Genomic DNA, 22,848 nt, shown 5'->3' with positions numbered 1-22,848 from the left:
GCCTCCGGGTCCCTTGGTCTCTCGCGCCCCAGCCTACCTCGCTGGTATCCGTCGCCGACGCGGTTACTTGACGTTCTTGCCGGCCATGAGCTCGGTCAGGAATTCGGCGTGGCGCGCGTGGGGCTTCAGGATGTCCGCCTCCGACTCGCCGGACTCGACGCGCGCGCACAGCTCCTCGGGGTCGATGAACACGCCGAGCGGATTGGTGTCGAAGAGGCCGGTTGCCAGCCACTGGTTGAGCTCCGCGACGGTCGCGAACGCCTCCACGGTGAGCTCGATCTGATTGCCGTCGGGGTCCCGGTAATACAGCGATGTGGCGACGCCATGGTTGATGGCCCGCTCGGGAACGATCTCCCGCGCCTTCAGCGCACGGTACTGTTCCGTCAGCTCCTTGAGCGAACCGACTTCGAACGCCGCGTGGTGGAAGCCGACGCTGTTCTCGGCCGCCGGCTGTGCGTCCTCGTCCGCGACGATGGCGAGCCGGTCCTGGGACTCGTCCCAGGTGAGGAAGCTGATCGCCGGGTGGCGCAACACCACCTGCATGCCCAGCACCACGCGATACCAGTCGATCAGGGCCTCGGGCTGTGCGGTGCGGAACACGACGTGGGCGTACTCCTTGGGCCGGAACCCCGCGCCGGGTTCAGGTACGCGGGCCTGCTGGCTGGCGCTCGTCATCGATCACCCCTCCTCGTCCGGCACACAGGGCAAGAACCGCGTCGGCCGCATCCGCGCCGTCACCCCGCCAGGCGATGTGCATGTCGGGGCGGATCAGCAGCAGCGGGGCGCCGTAGAGCTCGCGGAGATCGGCTCGACCGTTCACTCGCACCACGTCGAGCGGGATGCCCCGTCGGTCGGCGTCGGTGAACGCGTTGGTGAGCTCCGGGGGAGCGTCGATGGCCAGCAGCGTCAGCCCGAACCCAACGCGGTCGTGCACCGATACGCCGGGTTCGATCCAGGCGTGCGGCAGACGGCTGCCCGCTGTGGAGGAGGGCACGTAAACCGGGCTGTCGGGGTCCGGGAGCGGGCCCGGCTCGTGGGCGATGACCCCGGAGAGCGAATAGCGGTAGCCCAGCTCGGTGCCCTGCTGTTCGTGACTGCGCCGCTGGTAGGTGTTGAACGCGGCGGCCAGCAGGCGGCGATTCTCCCGACCGGCGGCGGTGTCCTGCGTCACGCTCGGGTCGTAGTGGCTGCGCCACTGACGCACGCCGACCGCCGCGTACTCCGAGGCACGACAGTTTCGATGTCCAACCGGATGGCGCTCGTCGTGGTAACTGTCCAGCAGGGCCGGGCCACCCCAGCCGCGCAGTGTGGCGGCCAGCTTCCACGCGAGGTTGTCGGCGTCGCCGATGCCGGTGTTCAGGCCGAATCCGCCGGTGGGGATGTACTGATGCGCCGAGTCGCCGGCGAGGAACACCCGCCCGGCCCGGTACTGATCCGCGACGACCAGGCGCGCGGTCCACGCACCCAGGTGCAGCACCTCGATGTCCAGGCCGATGCCCAGGGCGGCGTGTACTTCCTCGGCCGCGTCCAGCCGCGCGGTGTCGGTGCCCGGCTCGGCCTCCAGATGCAGCGCGAAGTGCGTGAGGTCGTCCTGGGCGATCAGTATCCCGTGGCGCTCGCCGGCGAGGTAGTAGTGGCGGAATGGCTCTAGGCCGGCCTTCTCGAACAGCGCCGGCGCCCGGAAGAAGATCAGGACATGCCGGGCGGCGTCGCCGGGGCCGGAATAGTTGATCTCCAACGTGTTGCGGACCAAGCTGTTCCCGCCGTCGGCGCCGACGAGGTAGCTCGCGGTCACGGCTGAGCGCTCCCCGTCGGGCGTCTGAATCGTCGCGTGCATGGCGTCGGCGTCCTGCCGGAAGTCGACGAGTTGGTGGGCGAACAGGACGTCCACGCCGGGCAGTGCCCGCGCCGCATCACCCAGCAGGCGCTCGAGCGTGTACTGGGAGATGCGCTCGTACGGTTCGCGCGGGTGCACGCCCGGCACGCCCTCCTCGGCGTGCCGCCGGGACTCGAGAATCGAGGGATACGACAGAACGGCGTAGGGCGGCTCGGTCAGCGACGGCCCCGCGTAGACGTCGAAGGGGGCGTCGAGCGGCCATCCCGCTGCCCGGATCCGGTCGGCGAGGTGGAGCCGTCCGAAGATCTCCATGGACCGCGCGTTCGCCAGGTCCATCTTCGGCAGGATTCCGGGGGTTGGGTTTCGCTCGATCAGTACGGTGCGGATGCCGCGCTGCCCGAGGGTGATGGCCAGGGTGAGTCCAACCGGACCGGCGCCGACGACCAGCACCTCGGTTTCGTCAGTCATGCCGCGTCCCTTCCGGAAGCCACCACCGGGTTGCTGAGGGTCCCGACGGCCGGGATCTCGATCTCCACGCGATCACCGGCCCGCAGCCAGGTCTGGGAGAGCGCGCCGATTCCGGCCGGCGACCCCGTGAGGATGGTGTCGCCGGGCTGCAGTCCGTAGATCTGCGAGATGTACGCGATGAGCTCACCGAAACCGAAGATCAGATCGGCCATGTCCAGCCGCTGCCGGACCTCGCCGTTGACCCGGGTCTGCAGCGTCAGCCGTGACGGCTCGGGAACCTCGTCGGCGGTGACGATCCAGGGGCCGAACGCGCCGGAGGAGAGAAAGTTCTTGCCGGCGGTGACCTGGTTCGAGTGCATCTGGAAATCCCGGAGGCTGCCGTCGTTGTAGCAGGCGTAGCCCAGGATGTACTCGGCGGCGTGGAGCGCTGTGACTCCGTGGCACGGCCGGCCAATGACCAGCGCGATCTCGCCCTCGTAGTCGAGCGACGCCGACACGTCCGGCACCACGACCGGCTGGTCGTGTCCGACGTGGCTGTGCGGGCTGCGCATGAACAGGCGCGGGTATCGCGGGTAGTCGCCGGGAACGCGGTTCATCAGTTCCGCCGTCTCCGCGAAGTGGCTCTTGGTGTTCAGCCCGATGCCGATGACATGGGTCGGGTTGGGGATCGGCGGCAGCCAGCTGACGTCCTCGAGCGCCCAGTCGCACGGTGCGCCGGCGAAGGCCTCGAGCACCCCTGGGCCGAGTCCGAAAGCGGACTTCAGGTCCGGGACTGGCAGTCGCGCCGACAGGTCGACCAATCCGGTGGCCGTGACGATCCCGAACCGTTCGCGTCCCCCGGCGGTGAAGCTGGCCAGTTTCATCGGCGTCCTCCCTTGCAACAAGAGCGATTGTAAACTTATTAGTTTATAAGAAGTCAAGGGGAGGTCGTAGCTCCTCGTCCGGCTCTCAGCCTGGTGAGGGTGGATACAATCTGACGAGTTCATAAGGAGGACCATGAGCGACAGCGGCCTGGGCGACGACTTTCCCGCCGCGCCGGTCACCTTCGACCCCGCGGTGCCGCTGCACCACCAGGTGTACCTGCATCTCCGCGGTGAGATCGCGGACGGCCTGTGGCAGGGCCGCGACGACTTTCCCGGCGAACGCGAGGTCGCCGAGCAGCTCGGGGTCAGCGTGATCACTAGTCGGGCGGCGCTGGACCGCCTGGCCAGCGACGGTTGGATCGAGCGGCGACGCGGCCGGCGCCCCCGGATTCTGTATCGACTCGAGTCGGCCGGCGATCCCGCGCCGGAGGCCGGGCCGAGCATGTTCGAGTTCGGCCCGTTCCGGCCGTACGCCTACCGGGTTCTGCTCGCCGAGACGCGTATTGCCCCCGCCGAGGCGTGCGCCGCGTTCGGTGTGCCCGCTGGTGAGCGGCTGTGGCAGTGCATGCGGTTGCGCAGTGTGGACGGGAGGTCGCACAGCGTCACCCACAACGTTCAGCACCCCGGTGTCGGCGAGCGGCACACCGCGGACCAGCTCGAACAGGAGCCGATGGTCCAACTGCTCACCCGGGCGGGCTACACCATTCACCGCCTCCGGCGCCGCGTCGGCATCCTGCACTCTCCCGCCCTGGTGACCGAGGCGCTGGGCCTCACGATCGCCGAGCAGGTACTGGTGACCACGTTCTCCTTGCACCACCCGGACGACAGCGTCCTCGAGTGGGTCCGCATCTACCTCCATCCCGACCAGTCCACCCCCGAAGAAACCATGGACTTCGCCACCGGGAAATGGTCCTCGGCGGAGCACATGTGACCGTTCTGAGCTGAGATCAGGTGCTTGGTCCGCACAGTGCGTCGGTGATCGCGCCCGCGACGAGGGCGCCGTACCGCTCGGGGGTCCAGCCGCGGAGCAGGACGAGGAGCTCGTAGAGCTCGACCGCGACGTAGGTCCAGAGCACGTCCGCGACCTCCTCGAGGGTGATCCCGGGGCGCAGGCCTTCGGTCTCGTGGAGGTGCCGGCCGAGGGTCGTCATGCCGGTCAGGCGCTCGTCCAGGAGTGTCTGCCAGGTCTCGCGCAGGGACTCGTCGTTGTGCCGGCCGTCGCGGATCAGGATCTGCACCTTCGCGGACCGGACCTGCCGGCGGACCAGCGAGTCGACGTACAGCGTGATCTTCCGGCGTACGTCGGGCTCGGCCGCGACCGCCTGGGCCTCGGGGCGCTGTGACATCGGAATCGACTCGTCGTCACCGGTGAGCACGTAGTCGAACACCGCCTTGGCGAGCGCGGCCTTGGTGCCGAATCCCTTGTAGACGCTCTCCGCCGAGACGCCGGCCCGGCTCGCTACGGCGCTGACCGTCGTCGCCTGGAACCCGTCCGCCTCGAAGAGCTCCTGGGCCGCGGCCACCACGGCGCGCCGACGCTCCCGGGCGCGCTCGCGACGGCCCGAGGTGTCGTACTGCCTCTTGACTTCCGCCATCCGCTGGACCGATCTTTTAGATACAGTTTAACTGTATCGAATTTAGGAGGCGCTATGCCGATCACCAAGGCGGGCGAGATCGCCGTCCGCAACATTGAGATCTGGGCCGAGGGGGAGCGGGCCCAGTTCGACGAACTGATCCACCCCGAAGCACGGAACTGGGAGGACGTCGTCGGACCGCCGGCCGGGCGCGCTCTGGGGCCGGCCGGGTTCTGGGAAACCGCGCTCTGGCTGCGGGCCGCGTTCGGGGTCGTTCGGTACGACATCCAGCATGTGGTGGCTGACGGCGAAATCGTGGCGGTGAAGCTGGTGATGTCGGGGCGGCAGGTCGGCACGTTCGCGCTGTACACCGAGAGCGGCGAGTTGGACCAGGTGTTTCCGTCGACGGGAAAGCCGTTCGCGAGTACACAGACGCACTGGTTCCGGATCGAGGATGGCATGGTCCGTGAGCACTGGGCCACCCGTGACGACCTCGGCCAGGCCAAACAGCTCGGCTGGCTGCCGCCGACCCCCGGCTACCTGTTCCGTATGGCCCGCGCCAAGTCCCGCGCCAAGCGCGCCTCGTAGTGATCGACCTGGTCGGCCCGGCGACGAATTACCTCCCGTCCAGCGACGACCCGGTGACCGCGGCCGAAGCCGAGTCGGCAGAACTAACGCCGTGTTTCGAAGTCGCCGAGCGAGCGCGCGACTTCGAAACACGGCCCTAATGCCGCGGGTCGTTGCCGGTGGGGAGCCGCAATAGCTGGTCCGCAGTCTTGCATGCCATCTTCTCCCGCACGCCGGCGGGGACGTCGAGCTGGTTGAACCACTCAATGCCCTCACGAGGGTCCGCGAACGGATAGTCGACAGAGAACATGATGCGATCCTCGCCGAACATCGCCCGCGTGAGCGCGAACTGGTCGTTGAAAAAGTAGCCGCTGGTCGTGTACCAGATGTTTTCGGTCAGGTACCGGCTGATCGGCTTGGGGAGATCCGCAAGGGGGTAAACCAGCCGGTCGAGCCGGTGCAGATGGAACGAGAGGCCCTCACCGAGGTGGCCGATGATGACCTTCAGACCCGGCAGCCGGTCGAACACGCCGCCGATGATCATCCGGACGATGTGCAGCGAGGTCTCGAAGTGCCAGGCGAAGCCGGCATTGCCGAGCATCTGGCCGACCCTCGGCGGGAAGGCGCCCTGGTAGTAAATGTCGGCGACGCGTTTCGGCGGTGGCGCCGGGTGCAGGTAAATCGGCACGTCCAGGCCCGCGGCAGCCTCGAGGATCGGTGTGAACTCGGGATCGTCGAGGAACCGGTCCCCGATCGTCCCAGCGATCATCGTGCCGACGAAGCCCAGCTCCCCGACTGCCCGTTCGAGCTCGGCGGCGGCCGCCGCGGGCCGCCCAACGGGCAGCGTGGCGAACGCGAAAAACCGGTCCGGGTGGACGCAGACCAACTCGTGAAGCTCTTCGTTGACGGCCCGCACGATGGGGATCGCGCTCTCGTCGAGGGCCTGCACCGGCGCCAGCGCCTCGGCGGCATCGTCCGGTCTTGGTGCTGGCAACAGCGCCGAGAGGACCTGCACGGAAATCCCGGCCGCGTCCATATCGGCGATCCGCTGGTCCACGCTCGGGAGCAGCTTGGCTCGTACCGGCTCCGACTGCCAACCCATGTAGTCCTTGGCACTGGGACGATTGACGTGCTCCTCCAGCGTGACAATGCGCATGATTCCCCACTTCCGAGAGGGCTGGCCGAATGGGGGCAGTGGCACAGCGGACGGGCGGCCTCGGGCCGGACCGGCCGGCTCAGGCGCGGGCGGTCACTTCCCGCTGGGCCTTCTCCAGCACGTCGACGAGGGCGGCGGGCTGGGAGAGAAACGGTGCGTGTGAGCATTCCAGCTCGACGACCGTGGTGGGTTCGGCGGACAGTGCGTCGATTCCGGCGGCCATCAGACGTTGCAGGGCCGGGGTGATGGCGTTGTCCCGGGTGCACACGACGTAGGTGTGCGGGAGCCGGCCGTACCGCTCCGCCGTCGGGTTGAGCGGCTCGACGCCGATCCCGATGGGGGCGTCCGGGGCGAGCATGGCGATCGCGGCGGTGGCCACCTCGGTCGGCACGTCGGCGTAGAAGGTCTCAATGAGGCCGGGGTGCCCGCTCGGGTCGCCGGTGTCCAGGCGCAGTGAGCCGACCCCGGCGGCGGCGTCGGCGGCCAGTTGGCGGTGCACCATCGAGCCGGCGTTCTCCGGCCGCTGGATGTATTCCCCCGTGTTGCGACCCCCGGTCGGCGCGAATGCGCTCACGTAGACCAGGCCCGCGACGAGTTCCGGGGCGAGTTCGGCCATCGCGGTGGCTACCGTGCCACCCATGCTGTGGGCCACCACCAGGCAGGGCCGGCCTCCGCCGATCCGGCGCACCTGTTCGACCAGCCGGGTGGCCGCCGAACTCACGGTCACCGCGGCGGAGGGGGCGGGCTCGGTGGCGTACGCGGCAGCGTCGAACGGCCGGCTCCAGCGCGCCGCCGGCGAGCGGGCATCGAGCCCGTGACCCGCCATATCGACCGCGACCGCGGCCAGGCCCCGGGCGGCGAGCTCCTCGGTCACCGGCGCCCAGCACCAGCTGCCGTGCCAGTATCCGTGCACCAGAACGATCGGGCCGAGAGTGGTCATGGAGTCCTCACTTCGTGGGCCGTACCGGCGGGTGAGTCCAGCAGGGCGTCGACGATCTCGGACGATGTGGCGACATCGCAGAGGACGGCCAACGCGCGGAGAGCGTGTTCGTGCGTCGCCGCGCTGTCGGCCGACGTCGCGTCAGAGGCGATGACGACGCGGTAGCCCAGGTCAACGGCCGCGAGCGCGCTCGACTGGACGGTGATGTGCGTGGATACCCCGGTCAGGACGACGGTCTCGATGCCTTGCCCCCGGAGTACTTCGTGCAGGCCGGTGCCGGTGAACGCGGAGACCCGGCCGGTGTCGAGCACCGTGTCGCCCTCCTCGGGGGCCAGTTCCGGCAGGATCTCGACGCCTCCGCCTCCGGCGAGGAACGCCCCGGCTGGCCGGATGCCTTCGAACAGCGGTGCATTCACGATGAGCCCGGGGTATCCGGGCTGGTAGACGATCCTGGTGTAGAACACGGGGACGCCGGTCTGCCTGGCCGCGGTCAGCACGCGCCTCGCGTGGCCGGCGGTTCCGGTTCGAGCGACTTCGCCGGCGAACCTTCCGCCGAAGGCGCCTCCCTCGCTGACGATGTCGTTGATCCAGTGCAGAGCAAGCACGGCGGTGGTGTTCCGGTCGAGATTCATCACGGCTTCGGCGATCTCCGTTGCAACGAGGTGCGGCTATATTCTCATATACATATAAGAAGTCAAGGCGCATAGCTCCGTTGCGTTGCTCCGTTCGGGGTATGCCAAGCTATAATCCACTGAGTACATAAGACGTATCGAATCGAGCGGAGGCGTCTGTGGCTGAGGTAACGATCACGACTGACCGCGGCGGCATGCCCGCCTATCTGTCGGAGCCGACCGGCCCGGGACCGTGGCCGGGTGTGGTGGTGATACACGACGTTCTCGGGATGACGGCGGACGTCAGGGCGCAGGCCGACTGGCTGGCCGCTGAGGGCTTCCTCGCGCTCGCCCCCAACCTCATGTACTGGGGCGGCCGGATGGCATGCATGCGGTCGACGTTCCGCGACCTGCGCGCCCGCCGCGGCCGCGCGTTCGACGACGTGGAAGCGGCCCGGGTGTGGCTGGCCGCCCGCGAGGACTGCACCGACCGGATCGGCGTCATCGGCTACTGCATGGGCGGGGCGTTCTCGCTGCTGTTGGCGCCGGGCCACGGCTTCGAGGCGTCCAGCGTGAACTACGGCGGGGTGCCCAAGGACGCCGAGAGCTTCCTCGACGGCGCCTGCCCGATCGTCGGCAGCTTCGGCGGCAAGGACACCTCGTTGCGCGGGGCGGCGGCGAAGCTGGACTCGGCGTTGACCGCGAACGGGGTCGCCCATGACGTCATGGAGTACCCGGAGGCGGGCCACTCGTTCCTGAACAACCACGAGCCCGGCGACATGCCAAGGATCTTCGTCGTAATGAGCAAGCTGATGGGCGCCGGCTACCACGAGGAGTCCGCGAGACACGCGCGCAAGCGCATCGTCGGCTTCTTCGACGCTCACCTGAAAGCCGGCCAGGACAGCTGACCCGGCAGCCGAGGGATGACATCCATCGAGGTGCGGTCGGTCGGGGGCCGGGTCGGCGGCTTCTTCGTGATGACGGTCGACGCCTTCCGGGCGATGGTCCGCCGGCCGTTCCAGGCGAGGGAGCTGATCGAGCAGGCCTGGTTCGTGGTCACCGTTTCGCTGCTCCCCACCTTCCTGATCAGCATTCCGTTCTGCGTGATCATGGTGTTCCAGATCAACCAGCTGCTGATCGAGATCGGTGCCTCCGATCTGTCCGGCGCCGGCGCCGGGCTCACCGTGGTCCGTGAGATCGGACCGGTGGTGAGCGTGCTCGTAGTGGCGGGCGCCGGCGGCACCGCGCTGTGCGCCGACCTGGGTGCCCGCGCCATACGCGAGGAGATCGACGCGATGGAGGTGATGGGCATCGACCCGATCCACCGCCTGGTGGCGCCCCGGGTGCTGGCCCTGTCCATCGTCGCGCTGGCCCTCAACGGCGTCGTGACGCTCGTCGGCCTCACCGGCAGCTTCCTGTTCTCGATCTTCGTGCAGAAGGCCAGCGCCGGGTTGTTCGTCGCCAACCTGACCCTGCTCACCGGGCTGAGTGACTTCCTGGTCAGCGAGTTCAAGGCGCTGGTGTTCGGCGTGTCGGCCGGCCTGGTCAGCTGCTATCTGGGGTTGACGGTGAGCGGCGGGGCGAAGGGTGTCGGCCAGGCGGTGAACCAGTCGGTCGTGTTCAGCTTCGCGCTGCTGTTCCTGGCCAACTCGCTGATCACCGGCGTGTTCCTGCAGTACCGCTGACCGGAGAGGTGGCACCGGGATGGACGGCCTGGCTCGGTTCGGCGAGCAGCTGGAGTTCTACGCACGCGGCTACGCCCATGCCCCGCTCGCGATCCGCCGATATCGCCGGGAGATCGTCCGGCTGGTCGCCGAGGTCGGCTTCGGCACCGGCGGGCTGGCGATCGTCGGCGGCACCGTGGTGATCGTCGTGTTCATGACCGCCGCCGTCGGTGTGGAGGTGGGGCTGCAGGGGTACAGCTCGCTCGCCAACATCGGGGTGGAGGCGTTGGCCGGGTTCGTGTCCTCGTACGCGAACACCCGTGAGGGCGCGCCGATCCTGGCCGGGATCGCACTGACCGCCACGGTGGGCGCCGGATTCACGGCCCAGCTGGGAGCGATGCGGGTGACGGAGGAGATAGACGCTCTCGAGGCGATGGCGATCCAGCCGGTGCCGTACCTGGTGACCACCCGGATCCTGGCCGGCATCATCGCTTTGGTCCCGCTCTACTGCATGGCGCTGCTGGGCTCGTTCACGGCCAGCCGGGTGATCGTGACGGCCGTCTTCGGCCAGGACGGCGGCACCTACGACCACTACTTCCGGGTCTTCCTGATCCGGTCGGACCTGCTGTGGTCGTTCGGCAAGGCCATCGTGATGGCGATCTTCGTGATCACCGTGCACTGCTACTTCGGTTTCACCGCGCGGGGCGGACCGGTGGGAGTCGGCGTCGCGGTCGGACGGGCGGTGCGGACCTCGCTGGTCGGGATCATGTTCGTGGACCTGTTGCTCGACCTCGCGATCTACGGTGGGCCGTCCTCGGTCCACGTGGCGGGGTGACCCGATGATCGACCGCCACAGCGCGATCGGGCTCGCTGGAGCCGCCGCGTTCCTTGCCGTGGTCGCGCTCTGCGTGGCCACCTACGCACAGGTGCTCACGCGGTCGGTGCCGGTGACGGTGCAGGCGGACCGTTCCGGGTTGCTGATGGACCCCGGTGCCATGGTCAAACTCAACGGGGTGGTCGTCGGCCGGGTCTCCTCGGTGCGGACCAACGGAGACGGCGCGGAGCTCGGCCTTGCGCTCGACGCCGGACTGGTGGCCCACATCCCCTCCGACGTCGCCGTGCACATCGTGCCGCCGACGCTGTTCGGCGCGAAGTACGTCCGGCTGCTGGTGGCCCCGATCGATACCGCCGCACCGATCGCGGCCGGCGCCGTGATCGACCGCTCCCGGGTCACCGTCGAGCTGAACGACACGTTCGCCCATGCCGTCCAGACGCTGGACGCGATGCCGGCGGTCAGCCTGAACGCCGCTCTGGGGGCGGCGGCCGGCATCCTGGACGGCCGCGGCGAGCAGCTGGGTCGGACGCTGGTCGACCTCAACACCTACCTGCGCGGGTTCAACCCGAGCCTGCCGGCGCTGGCCGCCGACCTGCCACCGATCGTGGCCACCACCGACCTGTACGCGGACGTGACCCCACCGCTGGCGGACACCATCCGCGACGGCGGCGCGGTGTCGGACACCCTGGTCCGGCGGCGCGACTCACTGGCGGCGTTGCTGGTCGGGTTGGACCGGGTGAGCGCCGACAGCGCCGATCTGCTGCGCGACACCGAGGACGGGCTGGCCGGCACGGTCAGCCGCTACGCTCCCACCGCCCGGCTGCTGGCCCGCTACTCGACCGCGCTGCCCTGCGTGCTCGGCGGCCTCACCAGGAACGCCAGCCTGATGCGCGTGGTGATGGGCAGCGCGGCACGCAACGCGAACCTGCTGGTGAACCTGGGCGCAGGCCGGGAGGCCTACCGCTATCCCCGCGACCTGCCGATCATCGCCGAGGCGGGCCCGCCGAGCTGCTACGGACTGCCCTCGGTGCCGGGGATCGTGCCGTTCCAGCGGTTCGACACCGGTGCCGACCCGCTCCCCGTGCGGCACGACAGCTTCGCTATCGGGCACCCCCCGGGCGGGCTGGCCCTCGAGGGGACCGGCAACTCCTCGACCGGGGGAAACCGCTGATGGCCCGCGTCCTGTTCGGCACCCCGGCGAAGCTGGCCGTGTTTCTCCTGCTCACCGCGGCGGCCGCCGTGTTCCTGGCGCAAACCCTGGCGGAGTCCCGAGGCGTGGGTGGCGAGCCCGAGACGCACGCGGCGGTCTTCTCCGACGCCTCGTATCTCACCGAGGGCAGCGACGTGCGGATCGCGGGTGTCTCGGTCGGAGCCGTCGACCGGGTGGCCGTGCAGCCGGACAACACCGTCCGAGTCCTGTTCCACACCGACCCGGGCACGCCGATGCCGGCCGACGTCCGCGCGGCGATCCGGTACAAGAACCTGGTCGGCGACCGGTATCTCGAACTGCGCGACGGACCCGGTCCGGCCAGTCCCCAGCTGCCCGCCGGGGCCACCATCCCATTGGCGAACACCACGCCCGCCTTGGACCTGGACGTGCTGGTCGGAGGCTTCAGACCGCTGTTCCAGGCGCTGAGCCCGGAACAGGTCAACCAGCTTTCCGGCGAGCTCATCCAGGTTCTGCAGGGCGAGGGCGGGACGGTCGCCACCCTGCTGTCCTCGATCGGCTCCCTCACCGCCACCCTCGCCGATCGGAACACGGTGATCGCGGACCTGATCGCAACCCTGAACACCGCGATGGGCACCGTCGACGCCCGGGATGCCCAGCTCTCCCAGACCTTGGACCAGCTGCAGCGGCTGGTGTCCCAGCTCGCGGCCGAGCGGGACCCGGTCGGTGCCGCGGTCACCCACCTCAACCGGCTCAGTGTGCAGGCCAGCGACCTGGTGCGCGACACCCGCCCGGACATCGCCGCCGACATCGGCCATCTCGGCGCGGCCTCCGACACCCTCAACCGGCATCGGCCCCAGGTCGACGGCTTCCTGGGGGGCTATGGGCCGCTGCTGTACAAGATGCGCTCGACCTTCGCCTACGGCGACGTCGGTTTCGCCTACTTCTGCGACGTCCGGGCGAAGGTGCTCGACCCGTTCGGGCACCCGGTGTACGGCCCGTGGCTGCGCAGCGAGGAACACCGCTGCAACGGACAACCGAACCAACCAGGGCGGGACGGTCCCCGATGAGATACACCGGCGAGTCCACGGCCTCCCTGGCCAGGATCGGCGTCCTCGGCGCGGTCGCCCTGGTCGGTCTCGCGTTCCTCGTGCTCAGCTGGCCCCGGGTCACCGACCTGTTCGGCGGGCGGCAGTTCACGGCGGCGTTCGCCGAGGCCGGCGGCATCAGCCCGGGAGACCCGGTGGTGGTGTCCGGTGTCGAGGTCGGTCGGGTCACCGGCGTGGGGCTGGCCGACGACGACGTCGACGTCCGTTTCCAGGTCTCCGATGAGTCCGTCCGGCTCGGCGACCGGACCGGCGCGGCGATCAAGGCAAAGACCGCGCTCGGGCGCAACGTGCTCGCGCTGAGCAGTGCCGGCGTCGGCTCGCTGGCCGACGGCGCGATTATCCCGACCGAGCGCACCACCCCCGCCTACGACATCACCGAGGCCCTGTCCCACCTCACCCGCGACCTCACCGCCGTCGACACCGGCGAAATGGCCGTCTCGTTCGGCGCCCTGTCCGAGGTGCTCGACTCCTCCGCCCCCCAGCTGCGTCCGGCGCTGGACGGCATGACCCGGTTGAGCCAGGTGATCAACGATCGGGACACCCAGCTCAGTGAGCTGCTCGAGCACACGGCGGGGGTCACCGCGGTGCTCGCCGCACGCGACGGGCAACTGCGTGCCCTCATCGCCGACGGCGAGGCACTGTTCACCGAGCTGAACCAACGCCGCGACGACCTCGGCGAGCTGCTGCGCAGCACCACCGAGCTGGCCGACCAGCTGCGCGGGCTGGTTGTGGACAACCGGGCACAGCTCGGACCGGCGCTCGACGAGGTCAACCACCTGCTCGACACGCTGCGCACGAACAAGGCGAACATCGACAAGATCCTGACCGAGGCGCCCACCACCGTCCGGCAGGTCGGCGAGTTCGACTCGGCCTTCCCGGGCTGGAGCTTCAACGCCCCGAACGTCTCGCCCCCGACGAGCTTCCTGCCGTTGCTGCCCTCCCTGATGTCCGGCGGTACCCGATGAGCCCCCTCGTCCGCCGGCTCGCCGCCGGGCTGGCGGTGGCGCTGCTGGCCGCGATCGCCTGGGTCGGCTCCGGCTTCCTGGCACGACCGGTCCACGTGACCGCCTACTTCGACCGGGCCTCCGGTCTCCACCCCGGCTCCAAGGTGACCGTCCTGGGTGTTCGGGTCGGCACCGTCGAGTCGGTCACCCCGGCCGGCGACCCGGTCGCCGTCCGGCTCAGCTACGACCGGAACCGGAAGGTGCCCGCCGATGCGATGGCCGTGATCGTCGCCCCGAGCCTCGTCGCCGGGCGATACGTCCAGCTCGCTCCGGTCTACCGCGGCGGCCCGACCCTGGCCGACGGGGCCACGATCCCGCTCGAGCGCACGGCCGTGCCGGTCGAGTGGGACCAGATCAAGGAGCAGCTGGTCCGGCTGGCCGGATCGCTGGGACCCGACTCCGCCCACCCACGCGGAGCCTTGAACGACGTGATCCGCGGCGCGTCCGGGGCGCTGTCCGGCAACGGGGCCGCGCTGCGCGACTCGATGACGCAGCTGTCCCGCGCCACCGGGGCGCTGGCCCGGGACGGCGGCAACCTGTTCGCCACCGTCCGCAACCTCAACGACGTCGTCGCCGCGCTCAACCACAACTCCGACCAGGTGCGGGGGTTCTCCGCCCAACTGGCCGGCGTCGCCTCGGTACTCGCCGACAACCGCCGCCAGCTGGCCCAGGTGCTGGCCTCCAGCGATGCGGCGTTGGTCGACATCACCTCGATCGTGCACGACAACAAGCAACAGCTCGGCACCAGTGTCGACGGATTGGCCAGTCTCGCGCGACAGCTCGCCGACAACCAGGTCAATCTGGCCAACACCCTGCACCTGCTGCCCGGCATGCTGGGCAACTTCTACAACGCGTACGACCCGGTCAGCGGCGGGTTCGCCGGACGCGTCTCGCTGACCTTGTTCGCCAACCTCGCCGACAGCTCGTGCCAGTCGGCGTATTCGCTCGGGATGCCGCTGGGCAGGTGCCGGGCACTGCTGTCCCCGCTGCTCGACCGGTTCAACTCCGAAGGTCTGGTGAGGGCCAACCCGCTGGTGCAGAACGGCGCGGCCAACCAGCAGGGCGGCGGCCGGTGAACGGGCGCTCCGTCAGCAGATCGTTGACCGGGCTGCTCGTGATCCCCGCGCTGTCGCTCACCACGATTGCGCTCGGCGGGTGTGGGTACCGGGGCTTGAACTCCGTGGTGCTGCCTGGTGGCGCCGGTACCGGGGGCGGTTCCTATGTCGTTTCCGCCGAGTTCGCCACGGCCGGCAATCTGGTGCCGAACTCCGAGGTCAAGGTGGACGACGTCACGGTCGGAACGGTGCGTGCGGTCACCCGGGGAGACTGGCACGCCCGGATCATCCTCGGCCTCGACCCTTCGGTGGACCTGCCGGCGAACGTCACCGCGGGCATCGGGCAGAAGAGCCTGCTCGGCTCGACGTACGTGGAACTGCGTCGCCCGACCGCCGAGCCGGCGGCCGGGCGGCTGCGTGGCGGCGACGTCATCCCGCTGAGCAGAACGTCGAAGTACCCGGACACCGAGGAGCTGTTGGCGGCGCTCTCGCTGTGGCTCAACGGCGGCGGCCTGCAGCACGTCCAGACCATCTCGGTCGAGCTCAACAAGGCGCTCGGCGGGAACGAGCCGCAGGTACGCGAGCTGCTGGGCAACCTCGCCACCACGATGCGCAGCCTGGACCAGCAGCGTACCCAGCTCGTCGCCGTGATCGACGCCCTGGACCGGCTGGGCACCCGGCTCGCCGCGCGCAACGACGATCTGGGCAGGGGCATCGAGAAACTCGGGCCCGGAATGGCGGTGCTCAACCAGCAGCGGACCGCGCTGACCGACGCGATCAAGGCGCTGGACGCGTTTTCCGTCGTCGGCCTCCGGGTGATCCACAGCTCGGGTGACGGCCTGCGCGCGAACCTGCGCGACCTGCGCCCCGTGCTGGCACAGCTGCGGCGCTCGGGCAACGACCTGCCCAACTCCCTGGACATCGCGGGATCCCTGCTGTTCCCGATCAGCGTGGCGGACCGGGTCATCAAGGGCGACGCGTTCAGCTCCTCCCTCACCCTCGACCTCACCCGGATCGCGGGCCGGCTGCCCGGACCGATCCCGCCCCCGCTCCCGGTCGCCGCGCCGAAGAAGGGCCGCTGACCATGTACACCCGACTGGTCAGGGGCCAGCTTCTCGCGTTGAGCATCCTCACCGTGCTCGCGGTCGGCGTCGTGGGCATCAGATACATGGACCTGCCCGGGATGTTCGGAGTGGGTGTGTACCCGGTCATCGTCCAGTTCAGCAGTGCCGACGGCCTCTACCCCGGCGGTGACGTCACCTACCGGGGCGTCCCGGTGGGAAAGATCGAGAAGATCGGGTTCGGCCCGGGCCGGACCGCACAGGTACGCCTCACCATCCAGGACGACGTCCGTATCCCGGCCGCGGTCACCGCGCGCGCGGTCAGCATGTCCGCTGTCGGGGAGCGGTCCGTGGATCTGGTCCCGGCCGGCCGTGGCGGGCCGGACCTGGCTCCCGGAGCGGTGGTCCCGGTGGGGCGGAGCGTCGGCCAGATACCGGAGGCCGAGATCCTGAGCAGCTCGGACGCCCTGTTCAACTCGGTGCCCAAGCGAGAGCTCTCGCAGCTGCTTTCGGAGCTGACCACCGGTTTCGGCCAGGGCTCCCGCGACTTCGGTCCGCTGCTGGACGCCACCCGGGCGCTGGTCGGCGAATCGCAGGTCAACCTGCGGCCCACCCGGGAGCTGCTGGCCGGCCTGCGGCCGTTCCTGCGCACGCAGCTCGCCACCTCGGACGATCTGCGTGCGTGGAACCGGGACCTCGCCACCGTTATCGGCCAGCTGCGGGCCAGCGACGCCGACGTGCGGACCCTGCTCACCGAGGGGCCGAGGGCGACCGACGAGGTCGTCGACCTGGTCAAGCTCTTCCGGCCCGGGCTGCGGCCGATGCTGGACGACTTCGCCGACGCCGGGCGGATGCTGCCCACCTACCTCCTAGGCATCCAGCAAGTACTGGTGATCTACCCGGCGATCGTCGCCGCCGTGCAGTCGTCCGCCACGGAACCCGGCACCGAACCCGGCACGTTCCACATGAGCCTCGGGACCAACTTCAACGAGCCGCCGCCGTGCTACGCCGGGTTCATGCCGATAGACCGAGCCCGCGACCTCCGTATCGAGACGCCCCCGGCCAGTCTCCCCGGCGACCTCTACTGCAAGGTTCCGCACGCGGATCCGCGTGACCCACGCGGCGCGCGCAACACGCCGTGCCTCAACGCACCGGGCGTCCGGGCCGCCAGCGTCGAGGAGTGCCTCGGGCGGCCGATCGGCTCGATGCGCCATTTCGGGACCGCCCCACCCACACGCGATCGCTGAACCACCGCCGGTGCTTCCCGTTCGACGTGAGAGCCGGTAACGTGGCGACCCTAGACGGGGACCAACGGTCCGTAATGCGGACCGATACCCACGGCCGGACGGCTGGCCGCGATGCCACGTCTCTGGTCGCGTCGTGATCCGAGTCGTCGGTCCGCTTATGGGTCCGATGGCGGGACTCGACGCTCACACAGGGAGTGGCGATGACATTGAGGCCGGGACCGACCGGTGTCGCCGGCCGGTTCGTCATGGCCGGCGGCAGTGAGCACCATCGGATGCTTATCGGTGGCGCGTGGGTCGACGCGGCATCGGGGGAGACCTTCGACGTGGCGGACCCCGCAACCGGGGTGGTGATCTGCTCCGTTCCGCGTGCGGCCGAGGCCGACGTCGAGACGGCCGTCGCCGCCGCGCGCGGCGCGTTCGCGAGCTGGCGCGTCTCGACCCCACGGGAGCGGTTCCGCGTGCTCGCCGGGGTCGCCGACACCATCGAGGCGGAGGCGGATGTCATCGCCGTCCTGGCCGCGCGCGAGACCGGGAACGCGCTGCGCACCCAGTCCCGGCCCGAGGTCGTGCAAGCGGCGATGTTCGCCCGGTACTTCGCGGGCACCGCGGCCGAGCTCACCGGCGTGACGACACCGATCAGCGCCGATCTCCTCAACTACACGGTCCGGGAGCCGCTCGGCGTGGTCGCCGCGGTGATCCCGTGGAACACCCCGGTCGTGCTGGCGACCCTGAAGATCTCCGTGGCGCTCTGTACCGGCAACACGATCGTCCTGAAGGCCGCGGAGGACGCCCCGCTCGCCACGCTGCACATTGCCGATATCTTCCGCCGCCACGCGCCGCCCGGTGTGGTCAACGTGCTGACCGGCTACGGGCCGCGGTGCGGCTCGGCACTGACGGGCCACGCCGACGTGGACAAGCTGTCGTTCACCGGATCGATCGCGGTCGGCCGGGAGGTCATGCGGGTGGCCGCGGAGCGGGTGCTGCCCGTGTCCCTGGAGCTCGGCGGGAAGAACCCGGCCATCGTTTCCCCGACTCGGACAGCGAGGAGGTCGCCCGCGGGGTCCTGGCCGGTATGCGGTTCGGCCGCCAGGGCCAGTCGTGCACGGCGGGGTCTCGGCTGTTCGTCCACGAGGACGTCTTCGAGTCCTTCGTAAGCCGGCTGGTCGAGTTGGCTGGGGCACTGCGGGTGGGGGACCCGCTCGATCCCGCAACCGACATGGGATCGCTGATCAACCGCACCCAGTACGAGCGGGTCCGCCGGTACGTGGCCGCCGCGGTCGCCGAGGGCGCGACGCCGCGGCTCGGGCCGTGCCGGATCCCGCGGGTAGCTCGGCCGGCTACTTCATGTCGCCCATCATCCTCACCGACGTCGATCCGACCTGGCGAGTGGCTCGCGAGGAGGTCTTCGGTCCGGTCCTGGTGGTGATCCCGTGGCGAAGGCGGGCCGAGGTCGTGGCGATGGCCAACGACAGCCACTACGGGCTGGCGGCCTACGTGTGGTGCCGCGACATCGGGATGGCGCTGCGGACGGCGCATGCGATCGACAGCGGCTGGGTCCAGGTCAACCGCGGCCTCGGCCAGCTTCCCGGCTTGACGTACGGGGGCTTCAAGGAGAGCGGGCTCGGGGCCGAGTGCTCGAGCGAAGCCGCGATCGCCGCCTATACCCGGATCAAGACCGTCACCGTCGGTCTGTGACCGAACCGGACGGACGCGAGCAGGAAGGGACCTGTGCATGAGACTGATCGGATACGCCGGAGACGGGGTGCGGCGGATCGGCCGGCTCGACGGCGATGTGGTCACGCCGATCGCGACGACGGAGGACTTCTACGACGGCCCGTACGCCGCGCTCGACAGCCGGGCGGTGCCGGAGTCGGCGCGGCCGCTGTCGGAGCTGGTCGCGGTTCGTGCCGGTGGGAGCCCGCGTGTTCTGCGTGGGTATCAACTATCTCGCACATGGTGAGGAGGCGATGCGCACCGGCGGTATCGAGCTCCCGAAAGTACCGATGATCTTCGGTCGGTGGGAGAGCACCCTGGTCGTGGACGGGGCGCCCGTCCCGGTCCCGCCGAACGAGCCCGGCCTGGACTGGGAGGGAGAGCTCGCGGCGGTGATCGGCACTCCCGCCTTCGGCGTAGCGGAGTCGGACGCGCTGAGGCACGTCCTCGGCTACACGGCCTTCAACGACCTCAGCGCCCGGCGCAAGCAGCTGGAGACGACGCAGTTCACCCTCGGGAAGAACGCCGACCGCAGCGGACCGATCGGACCGGTGCTGGTCACCACCGACGAGCTGCCCGATCCGGCCGGGCTCTCCCTGCGGACCCGGGTGAACGGGGAGACCGTGCAGGATGGCAACACCGGGGACATGATCCACGACCTCGCGCGGGTCATCGCCTACATCAGCGACACGGTGACGCTGCTGCCCGGTGACGTCATCGCCACCGGCACGCCGGCCGGTGTCGGAGCAAGCATGGACCCGCCCCGCTTCCTCACCGACGGCGACGTCGTGGAGGTCGAGATCGAGGGGATCGGCGTGCTGCGCAACCCGATCGTCTCCCGATCGCCGTGACCGGCGACATCGCCTACGTCGCGTCCATCGACACCGGCACCAGGTTCAGCCTCGGTGCCAGGACGGTCGTCGCCGGTCTCACCAGGACGCCATCTCCCGGCCCGCTGTCTGCGCGGCCGCCTTCACCTTCTCGCCGTAGAATTGGTAGATGTCCGGTCGGATCCTGGTGACCGGTCCCGAGACGCTCATGGCGGCCACCGCACGCCGGCCCTCGGGGCGGATGGCCGCGGCTACCGAGGCGACCCCGTCGGCCGCCTCCTCGTCGGCCACGGCGTAGCCCCGCTCGCGGACGAGCTTGAGTTCCACCAGCAGCGCATCGGGATCGGTCTTGGTGTTGCGGGCACGTGCCGCAAGATCGTGCTCGAGGTAGGCGCGGACCTCCTCGTCCGGCAGGCACGCCAGGATGGCCTTGCCGTTCGACGAGGCGTGCAGCGGCAGCCGGCTGCCGATCGGCCGGACGGCGCGGACCGGATGGGTGCTGTCGAGCCGCTCGATGAGGACGACCTCGTCGTCCTCGGGCACCGCGAGGTGGATGGTCTCCAGGGTGTCGGCGTGCAGCCGGGCGAGGCTGGGCAGCGCCGCGTTGCGCAGCCGCGCGTAGTCGCCCACGCGCTGTGCGAGGATCCGGGCGCGCTCGCTGAGCACCCACCGGGTGATGTCCTGGCCGTCCGCCCGGATCCAGCCGATCTCGGCGAGGACGGCGAGGCTGCGCTGGACCGTGGCCTTGGGCATCTCCAACCGGCGGGCAAGCTCGCTGAGCCCGACCGGTTGGTGGTCCGCGACCGCGTCGAGTACCTGGAACGCGGTCTTGACACTTCGCATGCTCCGACCTCCTGGTGTGCGTGCCGGTCCAGCATGCCAGCTAGGCGGCGGGTTGACACCCGCCTAGGTCCCTTCTAGCGTCTCACTATGCGGTCCAGCGAACCGTAATACGAACCGGTCGGAGAAGAAATCGTGTCGAACAAGACTCGCGATGGTGGCGCACCGGGGAAGGCGTTCCTCGCGGGGGTGCGCGTCCTGGAGATCACCGGCGCGCTCGCCGGTCCGTACTGCACGACGATCCTGGCCGACCTCGGTGCCGAGGTGATCAAGGTCGAACCGGTGGCCGGCGACGGCCTGCGGCGCCGGGTCGTCGGTCCCGAGCGACGGTCCATGCCGTTCGATCTCGTCCATCGCGGCAAGGGCAGCCTCGCGGTCGACATCAAGCACCCGGACGGGCAGGCGATCGTGCGCCGGCTCGCGCGGTCCAGCGACGTGCTGGTGGAGAACTTCCGGGTCGGCGCGCTGGCCAGGCAGGGGCTGGGATACGAGGACCTCCGGTCGGACTGCCCGGACCTGGTCTACTGCTCCATCTCCGGGTTCGGCCAGCACGGCCCGATGCGGGACGCGAAGGGCATCGACCTGATCGCCCAGGCCTACGGCGGCCTGATGAGCGTGACGGGTTCGGCGGACGGCGAGCTGGCCAAGGCCGGGTACCCGGTGTCCGACCTCGGGAGCGGCATGTGGGGCGCCATCGGGATCCTCGCCGCACTCCTGCGCGCCCGCGCCGGGGGTGGCGGCGCGCACATCGACGTCGCGCTCGCCGACGCCGTCGCGTCGTGGTCGGTCTGGGAGGTCGCCGACTACCTCGGGACGGCGGTGCCCCCCGGTCCGCTCGGTACCGCGCACCGGCTCGCTGCCCCGTACCAGGCCTTCGAGTGCTCCGACGGCCGCACACTCGTCGTCGGGGCGGTGGACCGGTCGTGGCCGGCGCTCTGCCGGCTGCTGGACATCGATTTGACGTCCGATCCGCGCTTCGCGAGCGAGTACGAGCGGTTCGTGCACCGCGCAGAGCTCGCCGGGCTGCTGCAGGAGCGGTTCGACAAGCGCCCACGGGACGACTGGATGGCCCGCCTGCACGACGCCGGCATCCCGTGCGGACCCGTGAACACCATCGACACGATGCTCGACGACCCGCAGTACGCGGCCAGGGAGATGTTCCCGCGCGACGCGGAGCGCTTCGGTCACGCGCGGATCGTGAACACCCCCATCGTGTCCGACGGCGCCCCTCGGGCGAGCCGGCGCGCGCCCGTCGTCGGCGCCGACACGTCCCGGTTGCTCCACGAGCTGGGCTACGACCGAACGCGCGTCGACCAGCTGGTCGCGGACGGGGTGGTCCAGGTCGCGCCGGGCGTTGTTGAGCGGGCTGTCGGATGAGCGGGATCGCAACCACCGTGGGCGAGGGGATCGGGCACCTCGTGCTCGCCGACCCGGCCCGGCGCAACGCGCTGTCGGTTCAGCTGATGCACGATGCCGCGCAGGCGCTGGACGGGTTCTCCGCCGATCCCGCCGTGCGCGTGGTCGTCGTGTCCGGACACGGCACGGACTTCAGCGTCGGCGCCGACCTCCGCCAGCTCGCCGGCGACCGCCGGCAGGCGATTCCCGAGGCGGCGGCCAGGCTCTTCCGCGGCCTGGAGGCGTTCGACCGCCCGATCATCGCCATGATCCGCGGCTACTGCCTCGGCGCGGGGGTCGCCGTCGCGCTCCGCGCCGACCTGCGCATCGCCACGCCCACCAGCGTCTTCGGTATCCCCGCGGCCCGGGTCGGCATCGGCTACCCGATACCCGAGGTGCGCACGCTCGTCCGCGCGGTCGGCACGGCGGCGGCCGCGGACCTGCTGCTCACCGCTGGGCGCATCGACGGCGTCGAGGCGCATCGGATCGGGCTGGTCACACGGCTCGCCGCCGCCGACGACCTCGACGCCGCCACGCTGTCGGTCGCGGAGGCGATCGCGTCGAACGCGCCGTTGTCGGTCCGGGCGGCGAAGGCGACGATCGCCGCCGTCGCCGATCCGGACCGACCTGAGGCGCGGCAGCGGGCCGGGGAGCTGCTCGATCTGTGCGCCGACTCCCGTGACGCGCGGGAAGGGGCGCGGGCGATCATCGAGAAGCGCGGGCCGGTCTTCCTCGGGCGCTGACCCGGCCGCTCGGCACCTCACCGCAGCCTTGTCGATGGGATTCCCGATCAGCGGGTGGGTGAGCGGTCGTCACTGACGACGACCCCGCCGTGACGCCGCTCGACCTCCCGGATTCCGGTCCGCGGAGCCGCCCCAAGGAACGATCGCGGACATCGATGCCCGGGAGAA

Annotated in this window: 24 protein-coding genes and 1 pseudogene; 17 read left to right on the top strand and 8 right to left on the bottom strand. The window is 70.1% G+C overall.

Annotated features, from left to right (window positions below):
- Positions 1-63: 63 nt before the first annotated feature.
- The 3 genes from ABEB12_RS24555 to ABEB12_RS24545 are packed head-to-tail and all read right to left on the bottom strand — an operon-like array spanning position 64 to position 3,225.
- A complete protein-coding gene (locus ABEB12_RS24555; RefSeq protein WP_185060846.1) occupies positions 64-675 on the bottom strand; it encodes a VOC family protein in 612 nt (203 codons plus the stop codon).
- Positions 641-2,305 carry an FAD-dependent monooxygenase gene (locus tag ABEB12_RS24550; protein WP_185060847.1) on the bottom strand — a complete coding sequence of 555 codons (1,665 nt, stop codon included), beginning with the start codon at positions 2,303-2,305 and terminating at the stop codon, positions 641-643. The genes ABEB12_RS24555 and ABEB12_RS24550 overlap by 35 nt, the downstream gene beginning before the upstream one ends.
- Positions 2,302-3,225, bottom strand: a complete 924-nt coding sequence (locus ABEB12_RS24545) for a fumarylacetoacetate hydrolase family protein (RefSeq protein WP_221497693.1) — start codon at positions 3,223-3,225, stop codon at positions 2,302-2,304. Before ABEB12_RS24545 ends, ABEB12_RS24550 begins: the two co-directional genes overlap by 4 nt.
- A gap of 76 nt (positions 3,226-3,301) precedes the next feature.
- Between ABEB12_RS24545 and ABEB12_RS24540 the strand changes: the two genes are divergently transcribed.
- Positions 3,302-4,099 carry a UTRA domain-containing protein gene (locus ABEB12_RS24540; protein WP_185060848.1) on the top strand — a complete coding sequence of 266 codons (798 nt, stop codon included), beginning with the start codon at positions 3,302-3,304 and terminating at the stop codon, positions 4,097-4,099.
- A 16-nt stretch (positions 4,100-4,115) separates the two neighbouring features.
- Here the strand turns inward: ABEB12_RS24540 and ABEB12_RS24535 are convergent, their stop codons facing one another.
- A complete protein-coding gene (locus ABEB12_RS24535) occupies positions 4,116-4,763 on the bottom strand; it encodes a TetR family transcriptional regulator (RefSeq protein WP_185060849.1) in 648 nt (215 codons plus the stop codon).
- Between the two features lie 54 nt (positions 4,764-4,817).
- Between ABEB12_RS24535 and ABEB12_RS24530 the strand changes: the two genes are divergently transcribed.
- The gene (locus ABEB12_RS24530; protein WP_185060850.1) at positions 4,818-5,330 is read left to right on the top strand and encodes an ester cyclase; all 513 of its coding nucleotides are present in this window, start codon (positions 4,818-4,820) and stop codon (positions 5,328-5,330) included.
- 136 nt (positions 5,331-5,466) lie between these two features.
- Here ABEB12_RS24530 and ABEB12_RS24525 read toward each other — a convergent pair whose 3' ends face one another.
- The 3 genes from ABEB12_RS24525 to ABEB12_RS24515 form a co-directional block, all read right to left on the bottom strand.
- Positions 5,467-6,465 carry an amidohydrolase family protein gene (locus tag ABEB12_RS24525; protein ID WP_185060851.1) on the bottom strand — a complete coding sequence of 333 codons (999 nt, stop codon included), beginning with the start codon at positions 6,463-6,465 and terminating at the stop codon, positions 5,467-5,469.
- 79 nt (positions 6,466-6,544) lie between these two features.
- Positions 6,545-7,405, bottom strand: a complete 861-nt coding sequence (locus ABEB12_RS24520) for an alpha/beta fold hydrolase (RefSeq protein ID WP_185060852.1) — start codon at positions 7,403-7,405, stop codon at positions 6,545-6,547.
- Complete coding sequence (locus ABEB12_RS24515; RefSeq protein ID WP_185060853.1) at positions 7,402-8,037, bottom strand: isochorismatase family protein; 636 nt, start codon at positions 8,035-8,037, stop codon at positions 7,402-7,404. The genes ABEB12_RS24520 and ABEB12_RS24515 overlap by 4 nt, the downstream gene beginning before the upstream one ends.
- A gap of 194 nt (positions 8,038-8,231) precedes the next feature.
- Here ABEB12_RS24515 and ABEB12_RS24510 point away from each other — a divergent pair, with 194 nt between their 5' ends.
- The 13 genes and pseudogenes from ABEB12_RS24510 (at position 8,232) to ABEB12_RS24445 (ending at position 19,723) form a co-directional block, all read left to right on the top strand.
- On the top strand, positions 8,232-8,924 hold the full coding sequence (locus tag ABEB12_RS24510; protein ID WP_221497694.1) for a dienelactone hydrolase family protein: 693 nt from the start codon (positions 8,232-8,234) through the stop codon (positions 8,922-8,924).
- A 15-nt stretch (positions 8,925-8,939) separates the two neighbouring features.
- On the top strand, positions 8,940-9,701 hold the full coding sequence (locus ABEB12_RS24505; protein ID WP_185060855.1) for an ABC transporter permease: 762 nt from the start codon (positions 8,940-8,942) through the stop codon (positions 9,699-9,701).
- A gap of 19 nt (positions 9,702-9,720) precedes the next feature.
- The gene (locus ABEB12_RS24500; protein ID WP_185060856.1) at positions 9,721-10,515 is read left to right on the top strand and encodes an ABC transporter permease; all 795 of its coding nucleotides are present in this window, start codon (positions 9,721-9,723) and stop codon (positions 10,513-10,515) included.
- Between the two features lie 4 nt (positions 10,516-10,519).
- A complete protein-coding gene (locus tag ABEB12_RS24495; protein WP_185060857.1) occupies positions 10,520-11,686 on the top strand; it encodes an MCE family protein in 1,167 nt (388 codons plus the stop codon).
- A complete protein-coding gene (locus ABEB12_RS24490; RefSeq protein ID WP_185060858.1) occupies positions 11,686-12,753 on the top strand; it encodes an MCE family protein in 1,068 nt (355 codons plus the stop codon). The genes ABEB12_RS24495 and ABEB12_RS24490 overlap by 1 nt, the downstream gene beginning before the upstream one ends.
- A complete protein-coding gene (locus tag ABEB12_RS24485; protein WP_185060859.1) occupies positions 12,750-13,757 on the top strand; it encodes an MCE family protein in 1,008 nt (335 codons plus the stop codon). Before ABEB12_RS24490 ends, ABEB12_RS24485 begins: the two co-directional genes overlap by 4 nt.
- Positions 13,754-14,872: an MCE family protein gene (locus tag ABEB12_RS24480; protein WP_185060860.1), complete on the top strand. Its 1,119-nt coding sequence runs from the start codon at positions 13,754-13,756 to the stop codon at positions 14,870-14,872. The genes ABEB12_RS24485 and ABEB12_RS24480 overlap by 4 nt, the downstream gene beginning before the upstream one ends.
- 23 nt (positions 14,873-14,895) lie before the next feature.
- Positions 14,896-15,933, top strand: a complete 1,038-nt coding sequence (locus tag ABEB12_RS24475) for an MCE family protein (protein WP_185060861.1) — start codon at positions 14,896-14,898, stop codon at positions 15,931-15,933.
- Positions 15,934-15,935: 2 nt separating this feature from the next.
- Positions 15,936-17,159, top strand: coding sequence for an MCE family protein (locus ABEB12_RS24470; protein ID WP_185060862.1), 1,224 nt, complete (start codon positions 15,936-15,938; stop codon positions 17,157-17,159).
- 200 nt (positions 17,160-17,359) lie between these two features.
- Positions 17,360-18,585 (top strand): annotated as a pseudogene (locus ABEB12_RS24465) (aldehyde dehydrogenase family protein).
- Positions 18,468-18,854 carry an aldehyde dehydrogenase family protein gene (locus ABEB12_RS24455; protein ID WP_345703113.1) on the top strand — a complete coding sequence of 129 codons (387 nt, stop codon included), beginning with the start codon at positions 18,468-18,470 and terminating at the stop codon, positions 18,852-18,854. Before ABEB12_RS24465 ends, ABEB12_RS24455 begins: the two are co-directional and overlap by 118 nt.
- Before the next feature lie 37 nt (positions 18,855-18,891).
- Positions 18,892-19,119, top strand: coding sequence for a hypothetical protein (locus ABEB12_RS24450; protein WP_221497695.1), 228 nt, complete (start codon positions 18,892-18,894; stop codon positions 19,117-19,119).
- Between the two features lie 7 nt (positions 19,120-19,126).
- Positions 19,127-19,723, top strand: a complete 597-nt coding sequence (locus ABEB12_RS24445; protein ID WP_345703112.1) for a fumarylacetoacetate hydrolase family protein — start codon at positions 19,127-19,129, stop codon at positions 19,721-19,723.
- Positions 19,724-19,801: 78 nt separating this feature from the next.
- On the opposite strand, the gene ABEB12_RS24440 is transcribed toward ABEB12_RS24445, so the two are convergent.
- Positions 19,802-20,545, bottom strand: coding sequence for an IclR family transcriptional regulator domain-containing protein (locus ABEB12_RS24440; RefSeq protein ID WP_185060863.1), 744 nt, complete (start codon positions 20,543-20,545; stop codon positions 19,802-19,804).
- A 132-nt stretch (positions 20,546-20,677) separates the two neighbouring features.
- On the opposite strand from ABEB12_RS24440, the gene ABEB12_RS24435 reads away from it, so the two are divergent.
- Together ABEB12_RS24435 and ABEB12_RS24430 are read left to right on the top strand one after the other, a co-directional pair.
- Positions 20,678-21,919 (top strand): CoA transferase, encoded by a 1,242-nt coding sequence (locus tag ABEB12_RS24435; RefSeq protein WP_185060864.1) that lies wholly within the window; start codon positions 20,678-20,680, stop codon positions 21,917-21,919.
- Positions 21,916-22,680, top strand: a complete 765-nt coding sequence (locus tag ABEB12_RS24430) for an enoyl-CoA hydratase-related protein (protein ID WP_185060865.1) — start codon at positions 21,916-21,918, stop codon at positions 22,678-22,680. The genes ABEB12_RS24435 and ABEB12_RS24430 overlap by 4 nt, the downstream gene beginning before the upstream one ends.
- Positions 22,681-22,848: the final 168 nt, after the last annotated feature.

Origin of the sequence: Actinospineispora eucalypti (assembly GCF_039543365.1) — a bacterium.
GTDB classification, from domain to species: Bacteria; Actinomycetota; Actinomycetes; order Mycobacteriales; family Pseudonocardiaceae; genus Pseudonocardia; species Pseudonocardia eucalypti.
Note: the sequence above shows the minus strand (reverse complement) of the source record. Positions and strands in the feature narration are given on the sequence as shown.

Bases quoted from the DNA above. Each gene is read 5' to 3' on its own strand.
- ABEB12_RS24555 (WP_185060846.1), bottom strand. From the start codon at position 675: ATGACGAGCGCCAGCCAGCAGGCCCGCGTACCTGAACCCGGCGCGGGG.
- ABEB12_RS24510 (WP_221497694.1), top strand. From the start codon at position 8,232: ATGCCCGCCTATCTGTCGGAGCCGACCGGCCCGGGACCGTGGCCGGGT.
- ABEB12_RS24515 (WP_185060853.1), bottom strand. From the start codon at position 8,037: ATGAATCTCGACCGGAACACCACCGCCGTGCTTGCTCTGCACTGGATC.
- ABEB12_RS24525 (WP_185060851.1), bottom strand. From the start codon at position 6,465: ATGCGCATTGTCACGCTGGAGGAGCACGTCAATCGTCCCAGTGCCAAG.
- ABEB12_RS24440 (WP_185060863.1), bottom strand. From the start codon at position 20,545: ATGCGAAGTGTCAAGACCGCGTTCCAGGTACTCGACGCGGTCGCGGAC.
- ABEB12_RS24450 (WP_221497695.1), top strand. From the start codon at position 18,892: ATGAGACTGATCGGATACGCCGGAGACGGGGTGCGGCGGATCGGCCGG.
- ABEB12_RS24500 (WP_185060856.1), top strand. From the start codon at position 9,721: ATGGACGGCCTGGCTCGGTTCGGCGAGCAGCTGGAGTTCTACGCACGC.
- ABEB12_RS24550 (WP_185060847.1), bottom strand. From the start codon at position 2,305: ATGACTGACGAAACCGAGGTGCTGGTCGTCGGCGCCGGTCCGGTTGGA.
- ABEB12_RS24490 (WP_185060858.1), top strand. From the start codon at position 11,686: ATGGCCCGCGTCCTGTTCGGCACCCCGGCGAAGCTGGCCGTGTTTCTC.
- ABEB12_RS24505 (WP_185060855.1), top strand. From the start codon at position 8,940: ATGACATCCATCGAGGTGCGGTCGGTCGGGGGCCGGGTCGGCGGCTTC.
- ABEB12_RS24485 (WP_185060859.1), top strand. From the start codon at position 12,750: ATGAGATACACCGGCGAGTCCACGGCCTCCCTGGCCAGGATCGGCGTC.
- ABEB12_RS24530 (WP_185060850.1), top strand. From the start codon at position 4,818: ATGCCGATCACCAAGGCGGGCGAGATCGCCGTCCGCAACATTGAGATC.
- ABEB12_RS24470 (WP_185060862.1), top strand. From the start codon at position 15,936: ATGTACACCCGACTGGTCAGGGGCCAGCTTCTCGCGTTGAGCATCCTC.
- ABEB12_RS24540 (WP_185060848.1), top strand. From the start codon at position 3,302: ATGAGCGACAGCGGCCTGGGCGACGACTTTCCCGCCGCGCCGGTCACC.
- ABEB12_RS24445 (WP_345703112.1), top strand. From the start codon at position 19,127: ATGCGCACCGGCGGTATCGAGCTCCCGAAAGTACCGATGATCTTCGGT.
- ABEB12_RS24430 (WP_185060865.1), top strand. From the start codon at position 21,916: ATGAGCGGGATCGCAACCACCGTGGGCGAGGGGATCGGGCACCTCGTG.
- ABEB12_RS24495 (WP_185060857.1), top strand. From the start codon at position 10,520: ATGATCGACCGCCACAGCGCGATCGGGCTCGCTGGAGCCGCCGCGTTC.
- ABEB12_RS24535 (WP_185060849.1), bottom strand. From the start codon at position 4,763: ATGGCGGAAGTCAAGAGGCAGTACGACACCTCGGGCCGTCGCGAGCGC.
- ABEB12_RS24520 (WP_185060852.1), bottom strand. From the start codon at position 7,405: ATGACCACTCTCGGCCCGATCGTTCTGGTGCACGGATACTGGCACGGC.
- ABEB12_RS24480 (WP_185060860.1), top strand. From the start codon at position 13,754: ATGAGCCCCCTCGTCCGCCGGCTCGCCGCCGGGCTGGCGGTGGCGCTG.